13 protein-coding genes are annotated in these 17,364 nt (G+C 73.0%); 3 read left to right on the top strand and 10 right to left on the bottom strand.

Translation table 11 applies throughout. The features are described 5' to 3' along the window. Positions 1 to 42 precede the first annotated feature (42 nt). A complete protein-coding gene (locus tag AB0C04_RS13535; protein ID WP_357052951.1) occupies positions 43 to 357 on the top strand; it encodes an STAS domain-containing protein in 315 nt (104 codons plus the stop codon). A 25-nt stretch (positions 358 to 382) separates the two neighbouring features. Here AB0C04_RS13535 and AB0C04_RS13530 read toward each other — a convergent pair whose 3' ends face one another. The 10 genes from AB0C04_RS13530 to pcaF all read right to left on the bottom strand — a co-directional run bounded on the left by AB0C04_RS13530 (position 383) and on the right by pcaF (position 15,456). Next, complete coding sequence (locus tag AB0C04_RS13530) at positions 383 to 4,021, bottom strand: SpoIIE family protein phosphatase (protein WP_357052949.1); 3,639 nt, start codon at positions 4,019 to 4,021, stop codon at positions 383 to 385. Positions 4,022 to 4,313: 292 nt separating this feature from the next. Then, positions 4,314 to 5,027, bottom strand: a complete 714-nt coding sequence (locus tag AB0C04_RS13525) for a gamma-glutamyl-gamma-aminobutyrate hydrolase family protein (RefSeq protein ID WP_357052945.1) — start codon at positions 5,025 to 5,027, stop codon at positions 4,314 to 4,316. 17 nt (positions 5,028 to 5,044) lie between these two features. Further along, positions 5,045 to 5,812: a 3-oxoacyl-ACP reductase gene (locus AB0C04_RS13520; RefSeq protein ID WP_350869751.1), complete on the bottom strand. Its 768-nt coding sequence runs from the start codon at positions 5,810 to 5,812 to the stop codon at positions 5,045 to 5,047. 3 nt (positions 5,813 to 5,815) lie between these two features. Beyond that, complete coding sequence (locus AB0C04_RS13515; RefSeq protein WP_357053699.1) at positions 5,816 to 7,171, bottom strand: aldehyde dehydrogenase family protein; 1,356 nt, start codon at positions 7,169 to 7,171, stop codon at positions 5,816 to 5,818. A 129-nt stretch (positions 7,172 to 7,300) separates the two neighbouring features. Next, complete coding sequence (locus AB0C04_RS13510; protein WP_357052941.1) at positions 7,301 to 8,665, bottom strand: glutamine synthetase family protein; 1,365 nt, start codon at positions 8,663 to 8,665, stop codon at positions 7,301 to 7,303. Between the two features lie 88 nt (positions 8,666 to 8,753). Further along, positions 8,754 to 10,346 (bottom strand): amino acid permease, encoded by a 1,593-nt coding sequence (locus AB0C04_RS13505; protein WP_357052938.1) that lies wholly within the window; start codon positions 10,344 to 10,346, stop codon positions 8,754 to 8,756. 310 nt (positions 10,347 to 10,656) lie between these two features. Continuing rightward, a complete protein-coding gene (locus AB0C04_RS13500; protein ID WP_357052935.1) occupies positions 10,657 to 11,157 on the bottom strand; it encodes a DUF456 domain-containing protein in 501 nt (166 codons plus the stop codon). After that, a complete protein-coding gene (locus tag AB0C04_RS13495; RefSeq protein WP_357052932.1) occupies positions 11,157 to 13,325 on the bottom strand; it encodes an EAL domain-containing protein in 2,169 nt (722 codons plus the stop codon). The genes AB0C04_RS13500 and AB0C04_RS13495 overlap by 1 nt, the downstream gene beginning before the upstream one ends. Positions 13,326 to 13,329: 4 nt before the next feature. After that, positions 13,330 to 14,145 (bottom strand): SAM-dependent methyltransferase, encoded by an 816-nt coding sequence (locus tag AB0C04_RS13490; RefSeq protein ID WP_357052929.1) that lies wholly within the window; start codon positions 14,143 to 14,145, stop codon positions 13,330 to 13,332. A 105-nt stretch (positions 14,146 to 14,250) separates the two neighbouring features. Next, positions 14,251 to 15,456 (bottom strand): 3-oxoadipyl-CoA thiolase, encoded by a 1,206-nt coding sequence (gene pcaF, locus AB0C04_RS13485; protein WP_357052926.1) that lies wholly within the window; start codon positions 15,454 to 15,456, stop codon positions 14,251 to 14,253. A gap of 106 nt (positions 15,457 to 15,562) precedes the next feature. Between pcaF and AB0C04_RS13480 the strand changes: the two genes are divergently transcribed. Both AB0C04_RS13480 and AB0C04_RS13475 read left to right on the top strand, forming a co-directional pair. After that, positions 15,563 to 16,528: a glutathione S-transferase C-terminal domain-containing protein gene (locus tag AB0C04_RS13480; RefSeq protein ID WP_357052923.1), complete on the top strand. Its 966-nt coding sequence runs from the start codon at positions 15,563 to 15,565 to the stop codon at positions 16,526 to 16,528. Then, on the top strand, positions 16,521 to 17,183 hold the full coding sequence (locus AB0C04_RS13475; RefSeq protein WP_357052920.1) for a DUF998 domain-containing protein: 663 nt from the start codon (positions 16,521 to 16,523) through the stop codon (positions 17,181 to 17,183). The genes AB0C04_RS13480 and AB0C04_RS13475 overlap by 8 nt, the downstream gene beginning before the upstream one ends. Positions 17,184 to 17,364 lie beyond the last annotated feature (181 nt).

The raw sequence follows: 17,364 nt of genomic DNA, 5'->3' as shown, positions 1-17,364 counted from the left end.
AGGGTTGTTGCCCCACCTGGCCCGCTGTGCCACTGTGTCTGCGTGGATCAAGGGGCAGCGCCGCCTGTCTTCTCCGCCACCGCGGAGATCGACGGCGATCACCTCCAGGTGGTGGTGGCGGGAGAGGTCGACATGTCGACCGCCGACGCCATGCGCCAGGCCGCGTTCCGCGAACCCGCGGCGCGGGTCACGCTCGACCTGCGGGCGGTGACCTTCTTCGACTCGGCCGCGATCCACGCCGTGGTCCAGCTGGCCCGGCAGTTCCCGGGCACGCTCACCGTGCTGCCGTCCCGGCAGGTCCGCCGGGTGCTGGAGATCGCAGGCCTCGGCGAGCAGCCCTGGCTCCGTCCCGTCTGAGCCGCGGCGCCCGCCGGACGGCGGCTCAGCTCTGCAACCTCCGGCGCAGCGTCACCTCGGTGCCACTCGAGGTACGGCTGACCGAGAGTTCCCCCAACGCGCGGATCAGCGAGAGCCCGCGCCCCCGGAATCCGGACCCGGTCGACTCCCGCCACTGTCCGCTGTCGCGCACCGTGGCCACCACCGTTCCGTCCTCGATCGCCACCTCGACGCTGATCGTCGCCTCGGCGGGGGTGACCGGGTGCTCGATGGCGTTGGCGGCGGCCTCCGAGATCGCCACGGTCAGGTCGAAGAGGTCCGTCTCGCCGACGCCGTGCGCGACCAGGAAGTCCTCCAGCCGCTTGCGCAACACGCTGAGTCGGGTCGGGTCGGCCGGCAGCCGCAGCGCGAACCGGTTGAGCTCGGCGGCCTCCAGCGCGAGCACCGCCACGTCGTCGCGTCGGGGCCGTTCCGCGACCCGGGCCACCACGCCGTCGACCAGGTCCACCACGTGCTCACTCGGGCTCGCCGCGTCCGCCCGCAGCTGCGCCAACGCCGCGTCGATGCCGACCTGCCGGTCCTCGATCAGCCCATCGGTGTAGAGCAGCAGCCGACTGCCGGGGGCCAGCTCGCCCGCCACCGTCCGGTACGACGTGTCCGGCAGGGCGCCGACCGGCGGACCCAGCGCGCGGTCGTGCAGGAACACCGCCTCACCCGCCCGGATGACCAAGGGGGACGGATGGCCGGCACTGGCGTACCGCAGCCGCCCGGTGCGGGGCTGGAACAGCAGGCAGACCACGGTGGCGAGGGGTCGGCGCTCGGTCGAGCCGACCAGCCGGTTCAGCCGGGTCAGCGACTCGCCCGGGTCGAACCCCTCCAGCAGGTACGCCCGCAGCGCGTTGCGCAGCTGGCCCATCGCCGCGGCGGCCTGCACTCCCTTGCCGACCACGTCACCGATGACCAGCACCATCTCCTGGTCGTTGAGCGCGACCACGTCGTACCAGTCGCCGCCGACCTCGACGTCGGCGCTGCCCGGCAGGTACCGGCTGGCCACCACCGCGCCCGGCAACTGCGGCAGCGACCGGGGCAGCAGGCTGTGCTGCAACGTGCTGGCGATGCGGTGCTCGGCCTCGTAGAGCTGGGCGTTCTCCAGCCGCGCCCCGACCAGCCGGGCCAGCTGGGTCAGCGCCGCCTCGTCGGTCTCCGTGCCGTCCCCGGCCGGCCGCCACACCCGCAGCTCGCCCAGGGCGTCGCCGCCGGTGCCGGTGAGCGCCAGCGCGAACGAGGGATCCGGGGCGGTGCTGCCGCCGGCGTCGGCCTCGGCGCGGGCACCGTTGGCGGAGACCACCACCCGGGCGGCCTCGGCGAGACGGAGCGCGTGCCGGGCGGCGACCTGGAGGACGTCCGTGGTGGAGCGGGCGGTGTTCACCGCCACCGCCGCGTCGGCCAGCGACCGGAGTCCCCGGATCAGCTGTCCGCGCAACTGACCAAGCTCGACGTTGGCCCGCACCCGGGCGATCAACTCCTGCCCGGAGAAGGGCTTGGTCAGGTAGTCGTCCGCACCGACCGACAGCCCGGCCACCGCTTCGGCCGACCCGGCCCGGGCGGAGAGCAGCACGATCGGCACGTACCGGGTACGCGGATCCGCCCGCAACGCGGTGACCAGCCCGAACCCGTCCAGCCGGGGCATCATCACGTCGGTGAGCACCAGGTCGAAGTCGCCCTCGGCGGCGAGCCGTAGCGCCTGCGCGCCGTCGCTCGCGGTGACCACGTCCCAGCTCGGCGAGAGCAGCCGGGCGACGTGTTCCCGCAGGTCGGCGTTGTCGTCGGCGACCAGGATCCGCCCCGCGGGGGTGGCGCCCGCGGGGCGCGGCGACTCCTCGTGGCCGCTCCAGAGCGCGCTCTCCGTGACGTGCAGCCGGGCCTGCTTCGGCTCGGCGGGGGTCAGCCCGGTCGCGGCCACCCGCTCCGACGGCAGGTGCGCGGTGCCGAACGGCACGGTCACGGTGAAGGTGCTGCCCTCGTCGACGCGGCTGGTCACCGCGACCTCGCCGCCGTGCATCTCGGTCAGCTCGCGGACCAGCGCCAGGCCGATCCCGGTCCCCTCGTGGGTACGGGACCGTGCGCCGGGCACCCGGTGGAACCGCTCGAAGACGTGCGGCAGCTGCGCCGGTGCGATGCCCACGCCGGTGTCTTCGACCTCCACCCGGGCCGCACCGTCGACCGCCCGGACCCGGACCCGGATCTCGCCGTGGAAGGTGAACTTGACCGCGTTCGACACCAGGTTGAGGACGACCTTCTCCCACATGTCGCGGTCCACGAAGACCGGCGCGGGCAGCGGAGGGCAGTCGACCTGCAGCCGTAGCCCGGCCCGTTCGATCGCCGAGCGGAAGGTGCTGGCCAGGCGGGAGGTGTAGTCGGCCAGGTCGGTGGGCTCGTAGCTGGCGGCCAGCCGGCCGGACTCCAGCCGGGAGAAGTCGAGCACCGTGTTGACCAGCTTGAGCAGGCGCAGCGCGTTGCGGTGCATCACGGTGAGCCGGTCGATGTGACCGGCCGGCAGAGTGGGATCGGCGAGCAGGTCCTCCAGCGGGCCGAGCACCAGGGTGAGCGGGGTGCGGAACTCGTGGCTGACATTGGCGAAGAAGTTGGTCTTGGCGCGGTCCAGGGCGGCCAGTTCGGCGGCCCGCGCGCGTTCCTGCTCGTACGCCCGCTGCTTGCCCACCGCGCGGCTGACCTGGCCGGCGACCAGGTCCAGGAAGGTGCGGTACTCGTCGGTGAGCGGCAACCGGCGGCCCACGCCCACCACGAGCGCACCGACAGTCTCGTTGGTCGCGGTGATCGGCAGCACCAGCGCCTTGTCGCCCGCCCCGGCCGGCACCGAATCGAGCACCTCGGCCACCCCTACCAGGGCAGGTCCGTCGCCGGCGACCGAGGCGAGCAGGTCGGCCGGGGCGGTGACCGCCGCGGGTTCCACGCCGCTGCACCCGGCCAGGGTGAACCGGTCGGCGTCAGCACGGAGCCAGATCTGGGCGAAGGGCACGTCGCCCCGGTGCCGGTCGAGCACCTCGGCGATCGTCCGGCCCAGCTCGGCGCCGGAGCCGACGTCGGCCAGTTCGGTGCCGAGTTCGGCCAGCGCCCGCAGCCGGCGCTCGCCGATCACCCGCCCGGTGGTCTCGTTCACGATGCAGAACACGGCGGCGACCGACCCGTCGCCGCCGCGGATCGGGTCGTAGCAGACGTCGAAGTAGGTCTCCTCGAGGAAGCCGTGCCGGTCGATCAGGAAGTGGTGGTCCTCGCCCCGGTACGAGCGACCGCTACGCCGTACGCCGTCCAGCAGCGGGGCGAGCACGTCCCAGGTCTCCGCCCAGTACGTCCGGGCCGGCTGGCCCAGCACCTCCGGATGCTTGCTGCCGATCGTCGGGCGGTAGGCGTCGTTGTAGAAGGCGAGCTGCTCCTCGCCCCAGAACATGACGATCTGGGCGCTGGAGGCGAGCATCATCCCGACGGCGCCGGAGAGGGCGGGCGGCCAGCGGTGCGGCGCGCCCAGCGAGGTGCGGGACCAGTCGAGGGCACCGAGGCGGCGCCCCATCTCGCCGCCGGCCGCAAAGGCCGCGGCCAGCGGCGGGGGCAGCTCCCCGCCGTCCGGGCGTTGCCCCCGGTCCGCGCCCCCCAGCGGCGAACTCATGCAGCCTCCCGCTCCGGCCATCCCCACCCGTCAGCCGATGATCTCCATCCGCCGTGCTCCGCCATGTACCCCGGCGGAGCAGCAACGTAACGCATGGCGCACCCGAAGCGCTGTTTGCCTCCCGCAGCCTTCGGCCTGCGACGGCGAGGCGGCCGCCGGCCGGTGGAGGCCCGACCCGCTGGCGTCCCGCTCCGGCAAGCCCATTGAGGAACGTGGCGGACCGGTGGGACGGCGAGGGCCACTGCCGTCCTGGCGGAAATGTGACATCGGCTACACCGGGCGGGACCGGCGGTCAGCCCCGCAGGTACCCGAGGGCCCGGTCCCGGCCCGCCCGGACCAACGCGGCGACCGGCCGCGGATCCGCCTCGTTCTCCGGGTGCCACTGCACACCCAGCACGAACGGCCGGTCCGGGTCTTCCACCGCCTCGACGACTCCGTCGTCGGCCCAGCCGGTGACGGTGAGCCGCCCCGGATCGGCCACCCCCTGATGGTGGTACGAGTTGACCCGGTCCACCCCGGCCATCACGGCCCTGGCCAGGCTGCCCGGGGCGAACCGGACCGGGTGCGTGCCGTAGACACCGGGCGCCGGACGGTGCCCGTCATGCCCGATCACCTCCGGCAGGTGCTGGTGCAGGACGCCGCCGTAGGCGACGGCGAGCAACTGCATGCCCCGGCAGATGCCGAGCACCGGCAGCCCGACGTCGAGCGCGGCGGTGAGCAGGGTCAACTCGCCGGCGTCCCGATCCGGCCGGCTCTCGGTGCGCGGGGCCGGGAGCTGGCCGTACCGGGCCGGGTCCACGTCGGCGCCGCCGGCCAGGATCAGCCCGTCCAGCACCCGCAGCACGTCCGCGTCGCGGTCGTCCGGGGGCAGCACCACGGCCCGGCCGCCGGCCGCGGTCACCGCCCGCACGTACGCCTCGGGCACCAGCACCGCGGGCACGTCACGCCAGACCGCCCAGCCGGCCGGCTCGACGTAGGCGCTGACCCCGATCAGCGGCCGGGTCACCGGCTCACTCCTCACGCTCAGAGGGGCGTGACGTAGGCGCCGGTGATGCCGCCGTCCACCACGAACTGGGCGGCGGTCATGAAGGACGCGTCGTCGCTGGCCAGGAACGCCACCGCGGCGGCGATCTCCGCCGGGTTCCCGAACCGGCCCATCGGTACGTGCACCAGCCGGCGGGCGGCCCGCTCCGGGTCGGCGGCGAAGAGTTCCAGCAGCAGTGGGGTGGCGACCGGGCCGGGGCAGAGCGCGTTCACCCGGATCCCCTCCCGGGCGAACTGCACGCCCAGCTCCCGGGTCATCGCCAGCACGCCACCCTTGCTCGCGGTGTACGCGATCTGCGAGGTGGCCGCCCCCATCAGCGCCACGAAGGAGGCGGTGTTGATGATCGAGCCCTTGCCCTGCCGGCGCATGTGCGGGATCACGTACTTGCAGCAGAGGTAGACGCTCGTGGTGTTGACCCGCAGCACCCGTTCCCAGGCGTCCAGGCCGGTCTCCAGGATCGAGTCGTCCTCCGGCGGGGAGATGCCGGCGTTGTTGAACGCTACGTCCACCCGGCCGTGCCGTTCGGCCACCCCGTCGAAGAGGTCCCGGACGGCCGTCTCGTCCGCGACGTCGGTGGCGACGAACTCGCCGCCCACCTCGTCCGCGGCCCGCTTGCCCGCCTCCGCGTCGATGTCCACGCAGACCACCCGGGCCCCCTCGGCGGCGAACCGCCGCACGGTGGCCAACCCGATCCCGCTGCCCGCGCCGGTGACCACGGCCACCCGGTCCTGCAACCGACCCTGCACTGTTCACTCCTCCGTCGCGATGAACACGTTCTTGACGTCGGTGAAGGCGTGCAGCGCGTCGGGGCCCAGTTCGCGGCCGAGCCCCGAGCGCTTCATGCCACCGAACGGGGTCGAGTAGCGCACTGAGGAGTGCGAGTTGACGCTGAGGTTGCCGGACTCGACGGCCCGGGCCACCCGGATGGCCCGCCCGACGTCGCGCGTCCAGATCGAACCGGAGAGGCCGTACTCGGTGTCGTTGGCGAGCCGGATCGCGTCGGCCTCGTCGTCGAACGGGAGCACCGAGACCACCGGGCCGAAGATCTCTTCCCGCCAGTGCCGGTCCGCCGGGGAGTCGGCGAGCAACACCGTCGGGGCGTACCAGAAGCCGGGGCCGTCGGGGCGGGTGCCGGTGAAGGCGACCTTCGCCCCGTCGACGTAGCCGGCCACCCGGTCCCGCTGGCCCGCTGAGATGAGCGGGCCCATCTCGGCGGTCTCCCGGGCCGGGTCCTCCACCCGCAACGCTTGCACCGCCGGTTCGAGCAGCTCCAGGAACCGGTCGTACGCCGAGCGCTGGACCAGGATCCGGGACCGGGCGCAGCAGTCCTGGCCGGCGTTGTCGAAGACCGCGTACGGCGCGGTGGCCGCCGCCTTCGCCACGTCGGCGTCGGCGAAGACCAGGTTGGCGCTCTTGCCGCCCAGCTCCAGCGTCACCCGTTTCACCTGTTCGGCGGCGCCCGCCATGATCCGGGTGCCGACCTCGGTGGACCCGGTGAAGCAGATCTTGCGGACCGCCGGGTGGGTGACGAAACGCTGGCCGACCACCCGGCCCGCACCGGGTAACACGGTGAACACGTCGTCGGGCAGGCCGGCCTCGCGGCCCAGTTCGGCCAGGCGCAGCGCGGTGAGCGGGGTCAGCTCGGCCGGCTTCAGCACCACGGTGTTGCCGGCGGCGAGCGCGGGGGCGAAGCCCCAGGCGGCGATCGGCATCGGGAAGTTCCAGGGCACGATCACCCCGACCACGCCCAGCGGCTCGTGGAAGGTGACGTCCAGCCCGCCGGGCACCGGGATCTGCTGGCCGGTGAGCCGCTCCGGCGCCCCGGCGTAGTAGTCGAGGACGTCCCGGACGTTGCCGGCCTCCCAGCGGGCGTTGCCGACGGTGTGCCCGGAGTTGCGCACCTCCAGCTGCGCCAGCTCCTCCTGGTGTGCGTCCACCACGGCCGCGAAGCGGCGCAGCATCCGCGCCCGCTCCCCCGGTGCCACGCCCCGCCACCGCTCGAAGGCGACGGCCGCCCGCCCGATCGCCGCATCCGTCTCGGCGAGAGAGGTGCCCGCGACCTCCGCGACCACCTCCCCGCTGGCCGGGTTGACCACGCCGGTCACAAGCCCCACCCCACTCCGTCGATCATGCAGTTGTGGTGCCTCACGAATGCGGCAAACGGCCATCGATCGCCCACCAAGACTGCATGATCGACGCGGCCGGCTGCGGGGGCGGCGGAGCGGCCGGCGGGGTTAGAGGCGTTCGAAGCCACGGATGAGCTCCCAGTCGGTGACCGCGGCGTCGAAGGCCGACAGCTCGACCTTCGCCTGGTTGGCGTAGTGGGCGACGACCTCGGCGCCGAACGCCTCGGCGGCCACCGTGGAGGATTCCCAGAGGGCCAGGGCGTCGCGCAGCGTGCCGGGGACCCGCTCGGCGTCCGGGTCGTCGTAGGCGTTGCCGGTGCACTCCTCGCCGAGTTCCAGCTCCCGCTCGACGCCGTGCACCGCGCCGGCGACCAGCGCCGCGACCGCCAGGTACGGGTTGACGTCGGCCCCGGGCACCCGATTCTCGACCCGCATGCCCTGCCCGTGGCCGACCAGCCGTAGGGCGCAGGTGCGGTTGTCGGTGCCCCAGCGCAGCGCGGTCGGCGCGAACGATCCCGGCTGGTAGCGCTTGTAGGAGTTGATGTTCGGGGCGAAGAGGAGGCTGAACTCACGCATGGTGGCGAGCAGCCCGGCCAGCACGCGCTGCCCGGTCACCGACAGGTGGGCGGGGCCGTCGCCGAGCATGGCCGAGCGCCCGTCGGCGCCGCGCAGCGAGAAGTGGATGTGGCAGGAGTTGCCCTCCCGGGCGTTGGGCTTGGCCATGAAGGTGATCGCCATGCCCTCCTGGGCGGCGATCTCCTTCGCCCCGTTCTTGTAGATGACGTGGTGGTCGGCGCAGGCCACCGCCTCGTCGTAGCGGAAGGCGATCTCGTGCTGGCCGAGGTTGCACTCCCCCTTGGCGCTCTCCGGGGTCAGTCCGGCGCCCGCCATCTCGGTGCGGATCCGGCGCAGCAGCGGCTCCACCCGCGCGGTACCGAGCAGCGAGTAGTCCACGTTGTACTGGTTCGCCGGGGTCAGCTCCCGGTAGCCGCGCCGCCAGGCGTCCTCGTACGAGTCGCGGAACAGCACGAACTCCAGCTCGGTGCCGGCGTACGCCCGCAGCCCGTGCCCGGCCAGCCGGTCGAGCTGACGGCGGAGGATCTGCCGGGGCGAGGCGACCACCGGACCCGAGCCGTCCAGCCACTCCAGGTCGGCCAGGAGCATCGCGGTGCCCGGCTGCCAGGGCGCCCGGCGCAGCGTGCTCAGGTCGGGCTTCATCGCGAAGTCGCCGTAGCCCCGCTCCCAGCTCGACATCGCGTACCCGTCTACGGTGTTCATGTCGACGTCGACCGCGAGCAGGTAGTTGCACCCCTCACTGCCGTTCGCCACCACCTGGTCGAGGAAGAACGGCGCGTGGAACCGCTTGCCCTGCAACCGGCCCTGCATGTCGACCAGGGCCAGCACCACCGTGTCGATCTCGCCGCCGCCGATGGCGACCCGCAACTCTTCCAGCGTGAGCGGAGCTTTCCTCATCGGCGGGCCTCCATCACCAAGGTCTACTGGCAAACCGGATCACCGTCAATGCCCGGAACCCGCCGCCCGGGAAACCCGGGCGGCGGGGTCATGCCGGCTCGTCGACCGGTGCGCCGTCGGGGGCGGTCCGGGGCCCGGGCACGTCGACCGTACGGCGGGGGCCGGTGAACCACTTCCGGGCCGAGGCGTACCACCAGACGGCGACCACCAGCAGCAGCCCGCCCACCGCGAGCGGCGCGTAGTTCACCGCCGACCAGGTGAAGTCGGGGTCACCGGGCACTCCGGCGGGCACGATCGGCAGCACGAAGTAGAGCGAGATGATCGCGATCTCGATCACCGCGATCCAGCCGAGCAGCTTGTACCTGCGCCCGAGGGTCCACGGCCCGGGAACGAACCGGTCGCCCATCCGCAGTCGCAGCGCGATCGGGATGAGGAAGGACAGGTACAGCCCGATCACCGCGACGGAGACCACCGCGTAGAAGGCGATCGGGATGCCGTCGGCGCTCTCGTAGAGCGCGGGCAGGGTGAGTACCAGGCCGGCCACGGTGGCGCCGATGATCGCGTTGGCCGGGGTGCCGTTGCGGTCCACCTTGGACCAGAGCCGCCAGCCCGGCACCGCCCGGTCCCGGCTGAACGCGTACGCCATCCGGCTCATCGAGGTCACGCAGCTCATCCCGCAGAAGAACTGGCCGATGGTGGAGATGATGATGACCGTCTTGAAGAAGACCGGGGTCAGCGCCGATTCGAAGATCGCGCCGGAGAAGCCGCCGGCGGCGTTGACCGCCTCGACGTCGGTGGCCGCGAAGAGGAACGCCAGCAGCAGGATCCAGCCGCCGATCGCGGAATAGAAGATCGACTGCCAGAGGCCGCGGGCGGCGGCCTGCGACGCCCCGCGGGTCTCCTCGGAGACGTGCGCGCAGGCGTCGAAGCCGGTGATCGTGTACTGGGTGAGCAGGAAGCCCAGCGGCAGCACGTAGAACCAGAAGGTCAGCCCGCCGGTACCGCCGTCGGCGAAGCCGGAGTTGTTGAACCGCTCGGTGAAGACGAACTGGAAGCTCTGGTGGTTGTCCGGGACGAAGACCAGGATGGCCACCACGGCGGCCGCGCCGGCCACGTGCCACCAGACCGAGACGTTCTGGAGTACGTCGATGATCCGGTGACCGAACACGTTGATCAGCCCGTGCAGGGCGAGGATGATCACGAAGAGCAGGAAGGCCTGGCGTAGCGTCCCCTCCCACCCGTCGAAGAGCGCCGAGAGGGTGAGATTGAGGAAGGTGGCGCAGCCGTAGTCGACCGACGCGGTGACCGCGACCAGACCGATCAGGTTGAGCCAGCCGGTGAACCAGCCGTGCACCGGCCGGCCCATCTTCGCCGCCCACCAGTAGATGCCGCCGGCGGTCGGGTAGGCGGACACCAGCTCGGCCATGCAGAAGCCGATGATCAGGATGAAGAGTGAGATCAGCGGCCAGCCCCAGGAGATCGCGACCGGGCCGCCGTTGTTCCACGCCTGGCCGAAGGTGGTGAAGCAGCCGGCCAGGATCGAGATGATGGAGAACGAGATGGCGAAGTTGGAGAAGCCGCTCCACTTGCGGCGCAGTTCCTGCTTGTAGCCGAGCTCGGCGAGCCGTCGGGCGTCGTCGTCCATCGGTTGCTCGGCGGTCGGCGCGGGCGTCGTGGCCACTGCACACCTCCTCGAGGTGATCCCCGGTGCGAGTGGGCAAAAGTCTCGTCCCGCCGATCAAGTCGGTCAATAGATCGCTGGTGGGAATCTCACCGCCGCACCGGACTAATTCCGTTGCCGTTACGCCCCCGTCGACCGCATCCTTGACCTCGTGACCAGGCCCGATCGCGACGGGCCCCGGCCGGGCGCTCGGCAACGCCCGGCCCACGTCGGCGCGGGGTGCCCACCTCTCTCTCACAAGTGCGGCGTGATCCGCCGTAGCTACCGAAACGGGTGCCCCGCGCCGTCGCCCCGCACCCGCCCGCGGCGCTCAGACGAGCAGCAGCCCGGCCACCCAGAGCGCCGCGATCACCAGGCCGGCGGCGAACTCCACGAGCATCGACAGCCCGGCCGCCTTCAACGCCTGGACGGTGGCGGGCCAGGCGAGGCGGTTGTCCCCGAGCCGCAGCCGCTCGGCCGCCCAGACCCCGCCGACGAAGCCGATGACCAGGCCGATGACCGGGATGACGAAGAAGCCGATCAGCCCGAGCACGCCCCCGGCCAGCAGGGAGCGCGTCGGCACTCCGGTGCGTTTCAGGTTCCGCCCCGGCCAGAGGTACTTCACCACCGTGCCGCCGAGCGCGACCAGCGTCGCGGCGGCGAGCACCGCCCACCGGCCCGCCCCGGCGCCACCGAAGAGCGCCCAGACCAGCACCCCACCCCAGCAGAGCGGGAGGGCCGGCAGCCCGGGTACCACCACGCCGGCCAGCCCCGCCAGGATCGCCAGGGCGGCAACCACCGCGACGAGGGCCTCGGTGTCCGTCGCGCTCATCAGATCCCCCCTTGCGTCCCCGCGAGCCGGGCGGCGATCCGGTCGGCCGGCATCGGGCTGCCGAAGAACCGTCCCTGCCCTGTGTCGCAGCGCAGCGCCCGCAGCCGCTCGGCCTGCACGCCGGTCTCCACCGCCTCGGCCGTGACCCAGAGCTCCAGCGCGTGCGCCAGCCGGACCAGCGCGTCCACGATCCGCTCGTCCCGGTGGTCGGCCGCCGCCTCCGGGCCGTCACCGCGGATGCCCTCCACGAAGGGGCCGGCCAGTTTCAGGCAGTGGATCGGCAGCCGACGCAGGTACGCCAGGTTCGAGTAGCCGGTGCCGAAGTCGTCGATCGCCAGCCGCACACCGAGCGCCCCCAACCGGTGCAACGAGCGCAGCGGCTCCCCGGCGGTACCCATCACCGCGCTCTCGGTCAGCTCCAACTGCAACAGCTCGGCGGGGAGCCCGCTGGTGCTCAGCGCGTCCGAGACGGTCGCCACGATGGCCGGATCCTCGGCCTGCCGCGCGGCCAGGTTCACGCTCACCACCAGCCGGGCCGCCGGAAAGCGGCGTCGCCACTCCTCGGCGTCCCGGCAGGACTGCCGGAGCACCCACTCGCCGAGCCGGACGATCAGTCCGGTCTCCTCGGCCAGCCCGATGAACCGGTCCGGGCCGAGCAGCCCCAGCTCCGGGTGCTGCCACCGGACCAGCGCCTCGACCGCCAGCATCCGCCCCTCCAGCAGCGACACGATCGGCTGGTACCGCAGCACGAACTCGCCCCGGTCGAGCGCGGCAGGCAGGCCGGCGGCCAGCGACGAACGGGCGATGTCCCGGGCGCTGCGCTCCGAGTCGTAGACCGCCCACCGGCCGCGCCCCTCCGCCTTGGCCCAGTAGAGGGTGGTGTCAGCGGCCTTCATCAGCTCCGACGCGCTGGTCCCGGCGACCGGGCCCTCGACGATGCCCACACTGGCCGACACGGCGAGCTGCTGGTCGCCGACGTTCACCGGGGCGGAGACCGCGGCCAGCGCCGCCTCCGCGACCGCGACCGCGTCGTCGAGCCCGTCGCCACCGTCGACCAGGATGACGAACTCGTCACCGCCCATCCGGGCCACCAGGTGGCCCTGGTCGGCGACGCAGTCGGCGAGCCGCCGGGCGATCATGACGAGCAGCCGGTCACCGAGGTCGTGCCCGAGGCTGTCGTTGATCGCCTTGAAGCCGTCCAGGTCGAGGAAGCAGATCCCGAGCCGCCGGCCGGGAGCCGCGGTCTCGAAGATCCGGCCCAGCGTCTCGAAGAAGAGCGTCCGGTTGGGCAGGCCGGTGAGCGGGTCGTGCAACGCCTGGAAACGCAGCCGCTGCTGGAGCGCGTACCGCTCGGTGATGTCCTCGATCATCGCGACGGTGAACCGCGGCCGACCGTCGTCGTGCCGGATCAGCGACACCGCGAGGTCGGTCCAGAGCATGCTGCCGTCCTTGCGGTGGTAGCGCTTCTCCACCCGGACCAGGTCCTGCTTGCCCTCGATCATCTCCTGATAGAGCTCCCACATGCCGGCGGCGTCCTCGGCGTGGAAGAGGGCGGTCACATCGGTCCCGTGCAGCTCCTCGATCGAGTAGCCGAGCATGTCCGCGAACGACTGGTTGACGTCGATGATCTGCCCGTCGATCCCGGCGATGCCGATACCGATCGCGGCGCCGGTGAAGACCGCCCGGAACCGCGCCTCGCTGTCCCGTAGGGCCTGCTCCACCTCGTCGCGCGCCTGCCAGGCGGAGCGGGCGATCCGCTCCTGCTGGCTGAAGGTGCGGTCACGCAACGCCCGGGCGAAGCCGGCGGAGAGACCGGCCTGCAGGGCCACGATCCGCTGCCGCGCGTTCCCGGGGTACGCCCCGGCGGGCATCGCCCGGTCGAGAAACTCCTCGCCGAGGGCGCGCACCGACCACTCCAACATCCGGGGCTCGGCCAGGTGCGCCTCGACCAGCGCCCGCCCGACGTCCTCCGCGGGCTGGCCGGAGAACGGCTCGGACCGCAGCGCCTGCGCCAGCCGTACGGTGTGCACCAGCAGCAGCCGCTCGGTCTCGGCGGCGCTGAGCGGCACGAAACCGAGGCGGCGAACCGCGCGGGCCCACTCGGCGGCGTACCCCTGCGCGCCGGCCCGGCTGACCTCGTCGCCGGCGGAGTCCGCGACGGCGGCCATGCGATCAGCCGGCGGCGGGCTGGTCGTAGCGGGCGACACCGCCGAACGCGCCGAACCGTTCCGGGTGCTCGTCCACGTCGGACGGCGAGTCGGGCCGCCAGAGCGGCATGTGCACCAGCCCCGGCTCCAGGAGCGTCCACCCGCCGAAGAACCCGGTGATCTCGGCCCGCGAGCGCAGGCTGATCTCGGTGTCGGTACGCGCCGAGAGCCGCTGCGCGTCGAGCATCTCCTGCGGCTGGTCCTCGAAGGTGGAGTGGGAGATCACCAGGTAGCTGCCCGGGGCGGCGGCGGCCCGCAGGGTGGCCAGGATCTCCCCGGGCCGGTCGGCGTCCGGGACGAAGTGCACCACGCCGGCGAGCAGGATGCCGACCGGGCGGCCGAAGTCGAGCAGGCCGCGCGCCTCGTCGAGGATCCGCTCCGGTTCGCGCAGGTCGGCGTGGACCACCGTGGTCAGGTCGTTACCCGCGAGCAGTTCCCGGCTGTGCGCGACGGCCACCGGGTCGATGTCCACGTAGACCACCCGGGCCTTCGGGTTCGCACCCTGGGCCACCTCGTGCACGTTGCCCACGGTCGGGATGCCCGAGCCGATGTCGAGGAACTGGTCGACGCCGGCGTCGAGCAGCGCGCGGACGGCCCGGCGCAGGAACTCGCGGCCGGCACGCATGGTGGCGGCGAGGTTCGGCGTCATCCGGGCGATCTGCTCGGCGAGCTGCCGGTCGATCTCGAAGTTGTGCGCCCCGCCCAGGAAGTAGTCGTAGACCCGGGCGGCGCTCGGCCTGGTCAGGTCGATCTCGGTCGGCAGTCCGTCCGGCATCTGCAAGCTCCCCAGTTCGTCGCCGAGAGGCGGGACGCAGCCGGTGTCGGGACGCGCGGGGGCACGCGTCGGCCCACCAGTCGACCCGCTGAGGGTGTGGTGTTGAACACTCTAGGCCGCGGACTCCAGCATTAGGGAGATCCCTTGCCCCACCCCGATGCACATGGTGGCCAACGCCCGCCGCCCGCCCCGGCGGCGCAGCTCCAGCGCGGCGGTCAGCGCCAGTCGGGCGCCGCTGGCGCCGAGCGGGTGGCCGAGGGCGATCGCCCCGCCGTTCGGGTTGACGTGCTCGGCGTCCTCGGGCAGGCCGAGCTCGCGCAGCACGGCGACCGACTGGGCGGCGAACGCCTCGTTCAGCTCGATCACGTCCACCGCGTCCAGGCCGACGCCGAGCCGGTCCAGCAGCTTGCGGGTGGCCGGCACCGGGCCGACGCCCATGATCCGCGGCGGCACCCCGGCGGCCGCCGCACCGGCGATCCGGGCCAGCGGGGTGAGGTGGTAGCGGGCGACCGCCGCCTCGGAGGCGACCAGCAGCGCGACCGCGCCGTCGTTCACACCCGAGGAGTTGCCGGCGGTCACCGTGCCGCCGGCGCGGAACGGAGTGGGCAGCGCGGCGAGCTTCTCCAGCGAGGTCTCCCGCGGATGCTCGTCGACCTCCACCAGGCGGGTGCCGCGGCGCCCCTCCGGCACGGTCACCGCAACGATCTCCTCGGCGAACCGGCCGTCGGCCTGCGCCTTGGCCGCCCGCTGCTGCGAACGGAGGGCGAACTCGTCCTGTGCGACCCGGTCGACGCCGTACTCGGCGGCGACGTTCTCGGCCGTCTCCGGCATCGAGTCGACGCCCCACCCGGCCTTCATCAGCGGGTTCACCAGCCGCCAGCCGATCGTGGTGTCGTAGACCTCGGCCGACCGGGAGTAGGCCGAGGTCGCCTTCGGCATGACGAACGGCGCCCGGCTCATGCTCTCCACGCCGCCGGCGACGACCAGTTCGGCCTCGCCGGCGACGACGGCGCGGGCCGCGGTGGCGAGGGCGTCCAGGCCGGAGCCGCAGAGCCGGTTGATGGTGCTGCCGGGCACCTGCTCGGGCAGCCCGCCGAGCAGCGCGGCCATCCGGGCCACGTTGCGGTTGTCCTCGCCGGCCTGGTTGGCGCAGCCGAGAAGCACGTCGTCCACCCGGGCCCAGTCCACCGACGGGTGGCGGGCGACGAGCTCCCGGATCACGTGCGCGGCCAGGTCGTCGGGGCGGACGCCGGCCAACGCGCCGGCGTAACGGCCGATCGGGGTGCGGACACCGGCCACCAGGTATGCCACGGTCATCGCGAGTCCTTCGGGGGTGGGAAGGGCGGGGCGGGCGCGCCCGTCGGGTCGCGAGGGACGCCCGACCGCCAGGATATCGGCCGTCCGGAGCCGATAGGTTGACGGCATGGCTCAGGCCCAGTTCAGCGCAGAGACCAGCGGTGGCGGCGCGTTCGTCCGCCAGCCCAACCGGTTCACCGACCGGGTCACCCCGCACTCGACGTCCCCACCCGGCGGTGGGCCGGACGAGCAGGGTCGTTGGCCGCTGGAGGCGGGCCGCTACCGGCTGATCTGGTGCCGGGCGTGCCCGTGGGCGCACCGGGCCCGGATCGTCCGCAGCCTGCTCGGCCTGGAGGACGTCATCTCGCTGGGCACCGTCGACCCGATCCGGGACGAGCGGGGCTGGCGGTTCACCCTCGACCAGGACGGCTTCGACCCGGTGCTCGGCATCGGGTTCCTCTCCGAGGCCTACCTGGCGACCGACCCGGACTACAGCGGCCGGGTGACCGTGCCGGCGTTGATCGACACCCAGACCGGACGGGTGGTCACCAACGACTATCCGCAGCTCACCCTCGACCTCTCCACCGAGTGGCGGCGGTTCCACGCCCCTGACGCGCCGGACCTCTACCCCGTCGAGCTGCGTCCGGAGCTGGACGCGCTGATGGCGGAGATCCACCGGGACGTCAACAACGGCGTCTACCGGTGCGGCTTCGCCACCTCGCAGGAGGCGTACGACGAGGCGTACCGGGGCCTCTTCGCCCGGCTGGACGTGCTCTCGGAGCGGCTGGCCGGGCAGCGCTACCTGATGGGCGACGCGATCACCGAGGCGGACGTGCGGCTCTTCACCACGCTGGTCCGCTTCGACATCGCCTACCACGGGCACTTCAAGTGCAACCGCAGCAAGCTCACCGAGATGCCGGTGCTCTGGGCGTACGCCCGGGACCTGTTCCAGACGCCCGGCTTCGGGGAGACGGTCGACTTCGACCAGATCAAGCGGCACTACTACGGCACCCACAAGGAGATCAACCCGACCGGCGTCGTGCCGCTCGGCCCAGACCTCTCCGGCTGGACCACGCCGCACGGGCGTGGCTGAGCAGGGCCGGCCCGAGCCGCTCATCACCCCCCGCGCGGCGGCCGCGTCGGCGTCCGCCGGCTGCACCCTCGCCGGCGCGGGCGCGGTGACCCTCGCCGTGCTCGCCGGGCCCGGACCGGGCCTGACCGGGTACGTCAGCGAGGCCGGCATCGCCGGCAGCGGCCACGCGCCGATGTACCGGATCGGGGTCTACGCGCTGGCCGCCGGGCTGCTGCTGCTCGCCGCGGCGCTGCTGCCGGCGCTGCGGGCGGCCGCGGCGCTGCTCGCCGCCGCCGGTCTGGGCACGGCGCTCTCCGGCGCGGTGACCTGCACGGCCGGCTGCCCGCTGCCGCCGTTCGAACGCGCCACCGTGGCCGACCTGGTGCACGGCGGGGCGAGCATCGCGGCCACCGCGGCGGTGATCTTCGCGATGGTCGCGATCGCGCTCTCCGGCCGGGCCGGCGGGCAGCTGCGGCGGCTCTCCGCGATCGCCGCGGCGGTGGCGTTGCCGCTCTGCGCCGCGGTGGGGCTGGCGATGCTGCTGGTCGGCCGGGGAGCCCTGGTCGGTGTGCTGGAACGGCTCGTGCTGGCGATCGCGGTGCTCTGGGGGCTGGCCGCCGCCGCCACGGTCGGCCTGACCGGCCGGTGGACATCGACCGACGACGTCAGGCTGTAAGGATCGTCACGGATACCGCTCCTTCCCTGCGGGCCCCCCTCCGGCGTATCGTCTGCCGGCGATGACCAACATCTGGTGCCTGACCGTGCGCCTGTACGTCGATCTCCGACTGCAGGCCAGCGGCGTCTGTCCGGCGCAGCCGCTCTCCTGACGCTGCCCTGACCCCACCAGACCCTTGGAC

The organism is Micromonospora sp. NPDC048909 (assembly GCF_040649635.1).
GTDB lineage: Bacteria > Actinomycetota > Actinomycetes > Mycobacteriales > Micromonosporaceae > Micromonospora.
The sequence above is the reverse complement of the archived record's forward strand: the minus strand, read 5'-3'. Positions and strand labels throughout refer to the sequence as shown.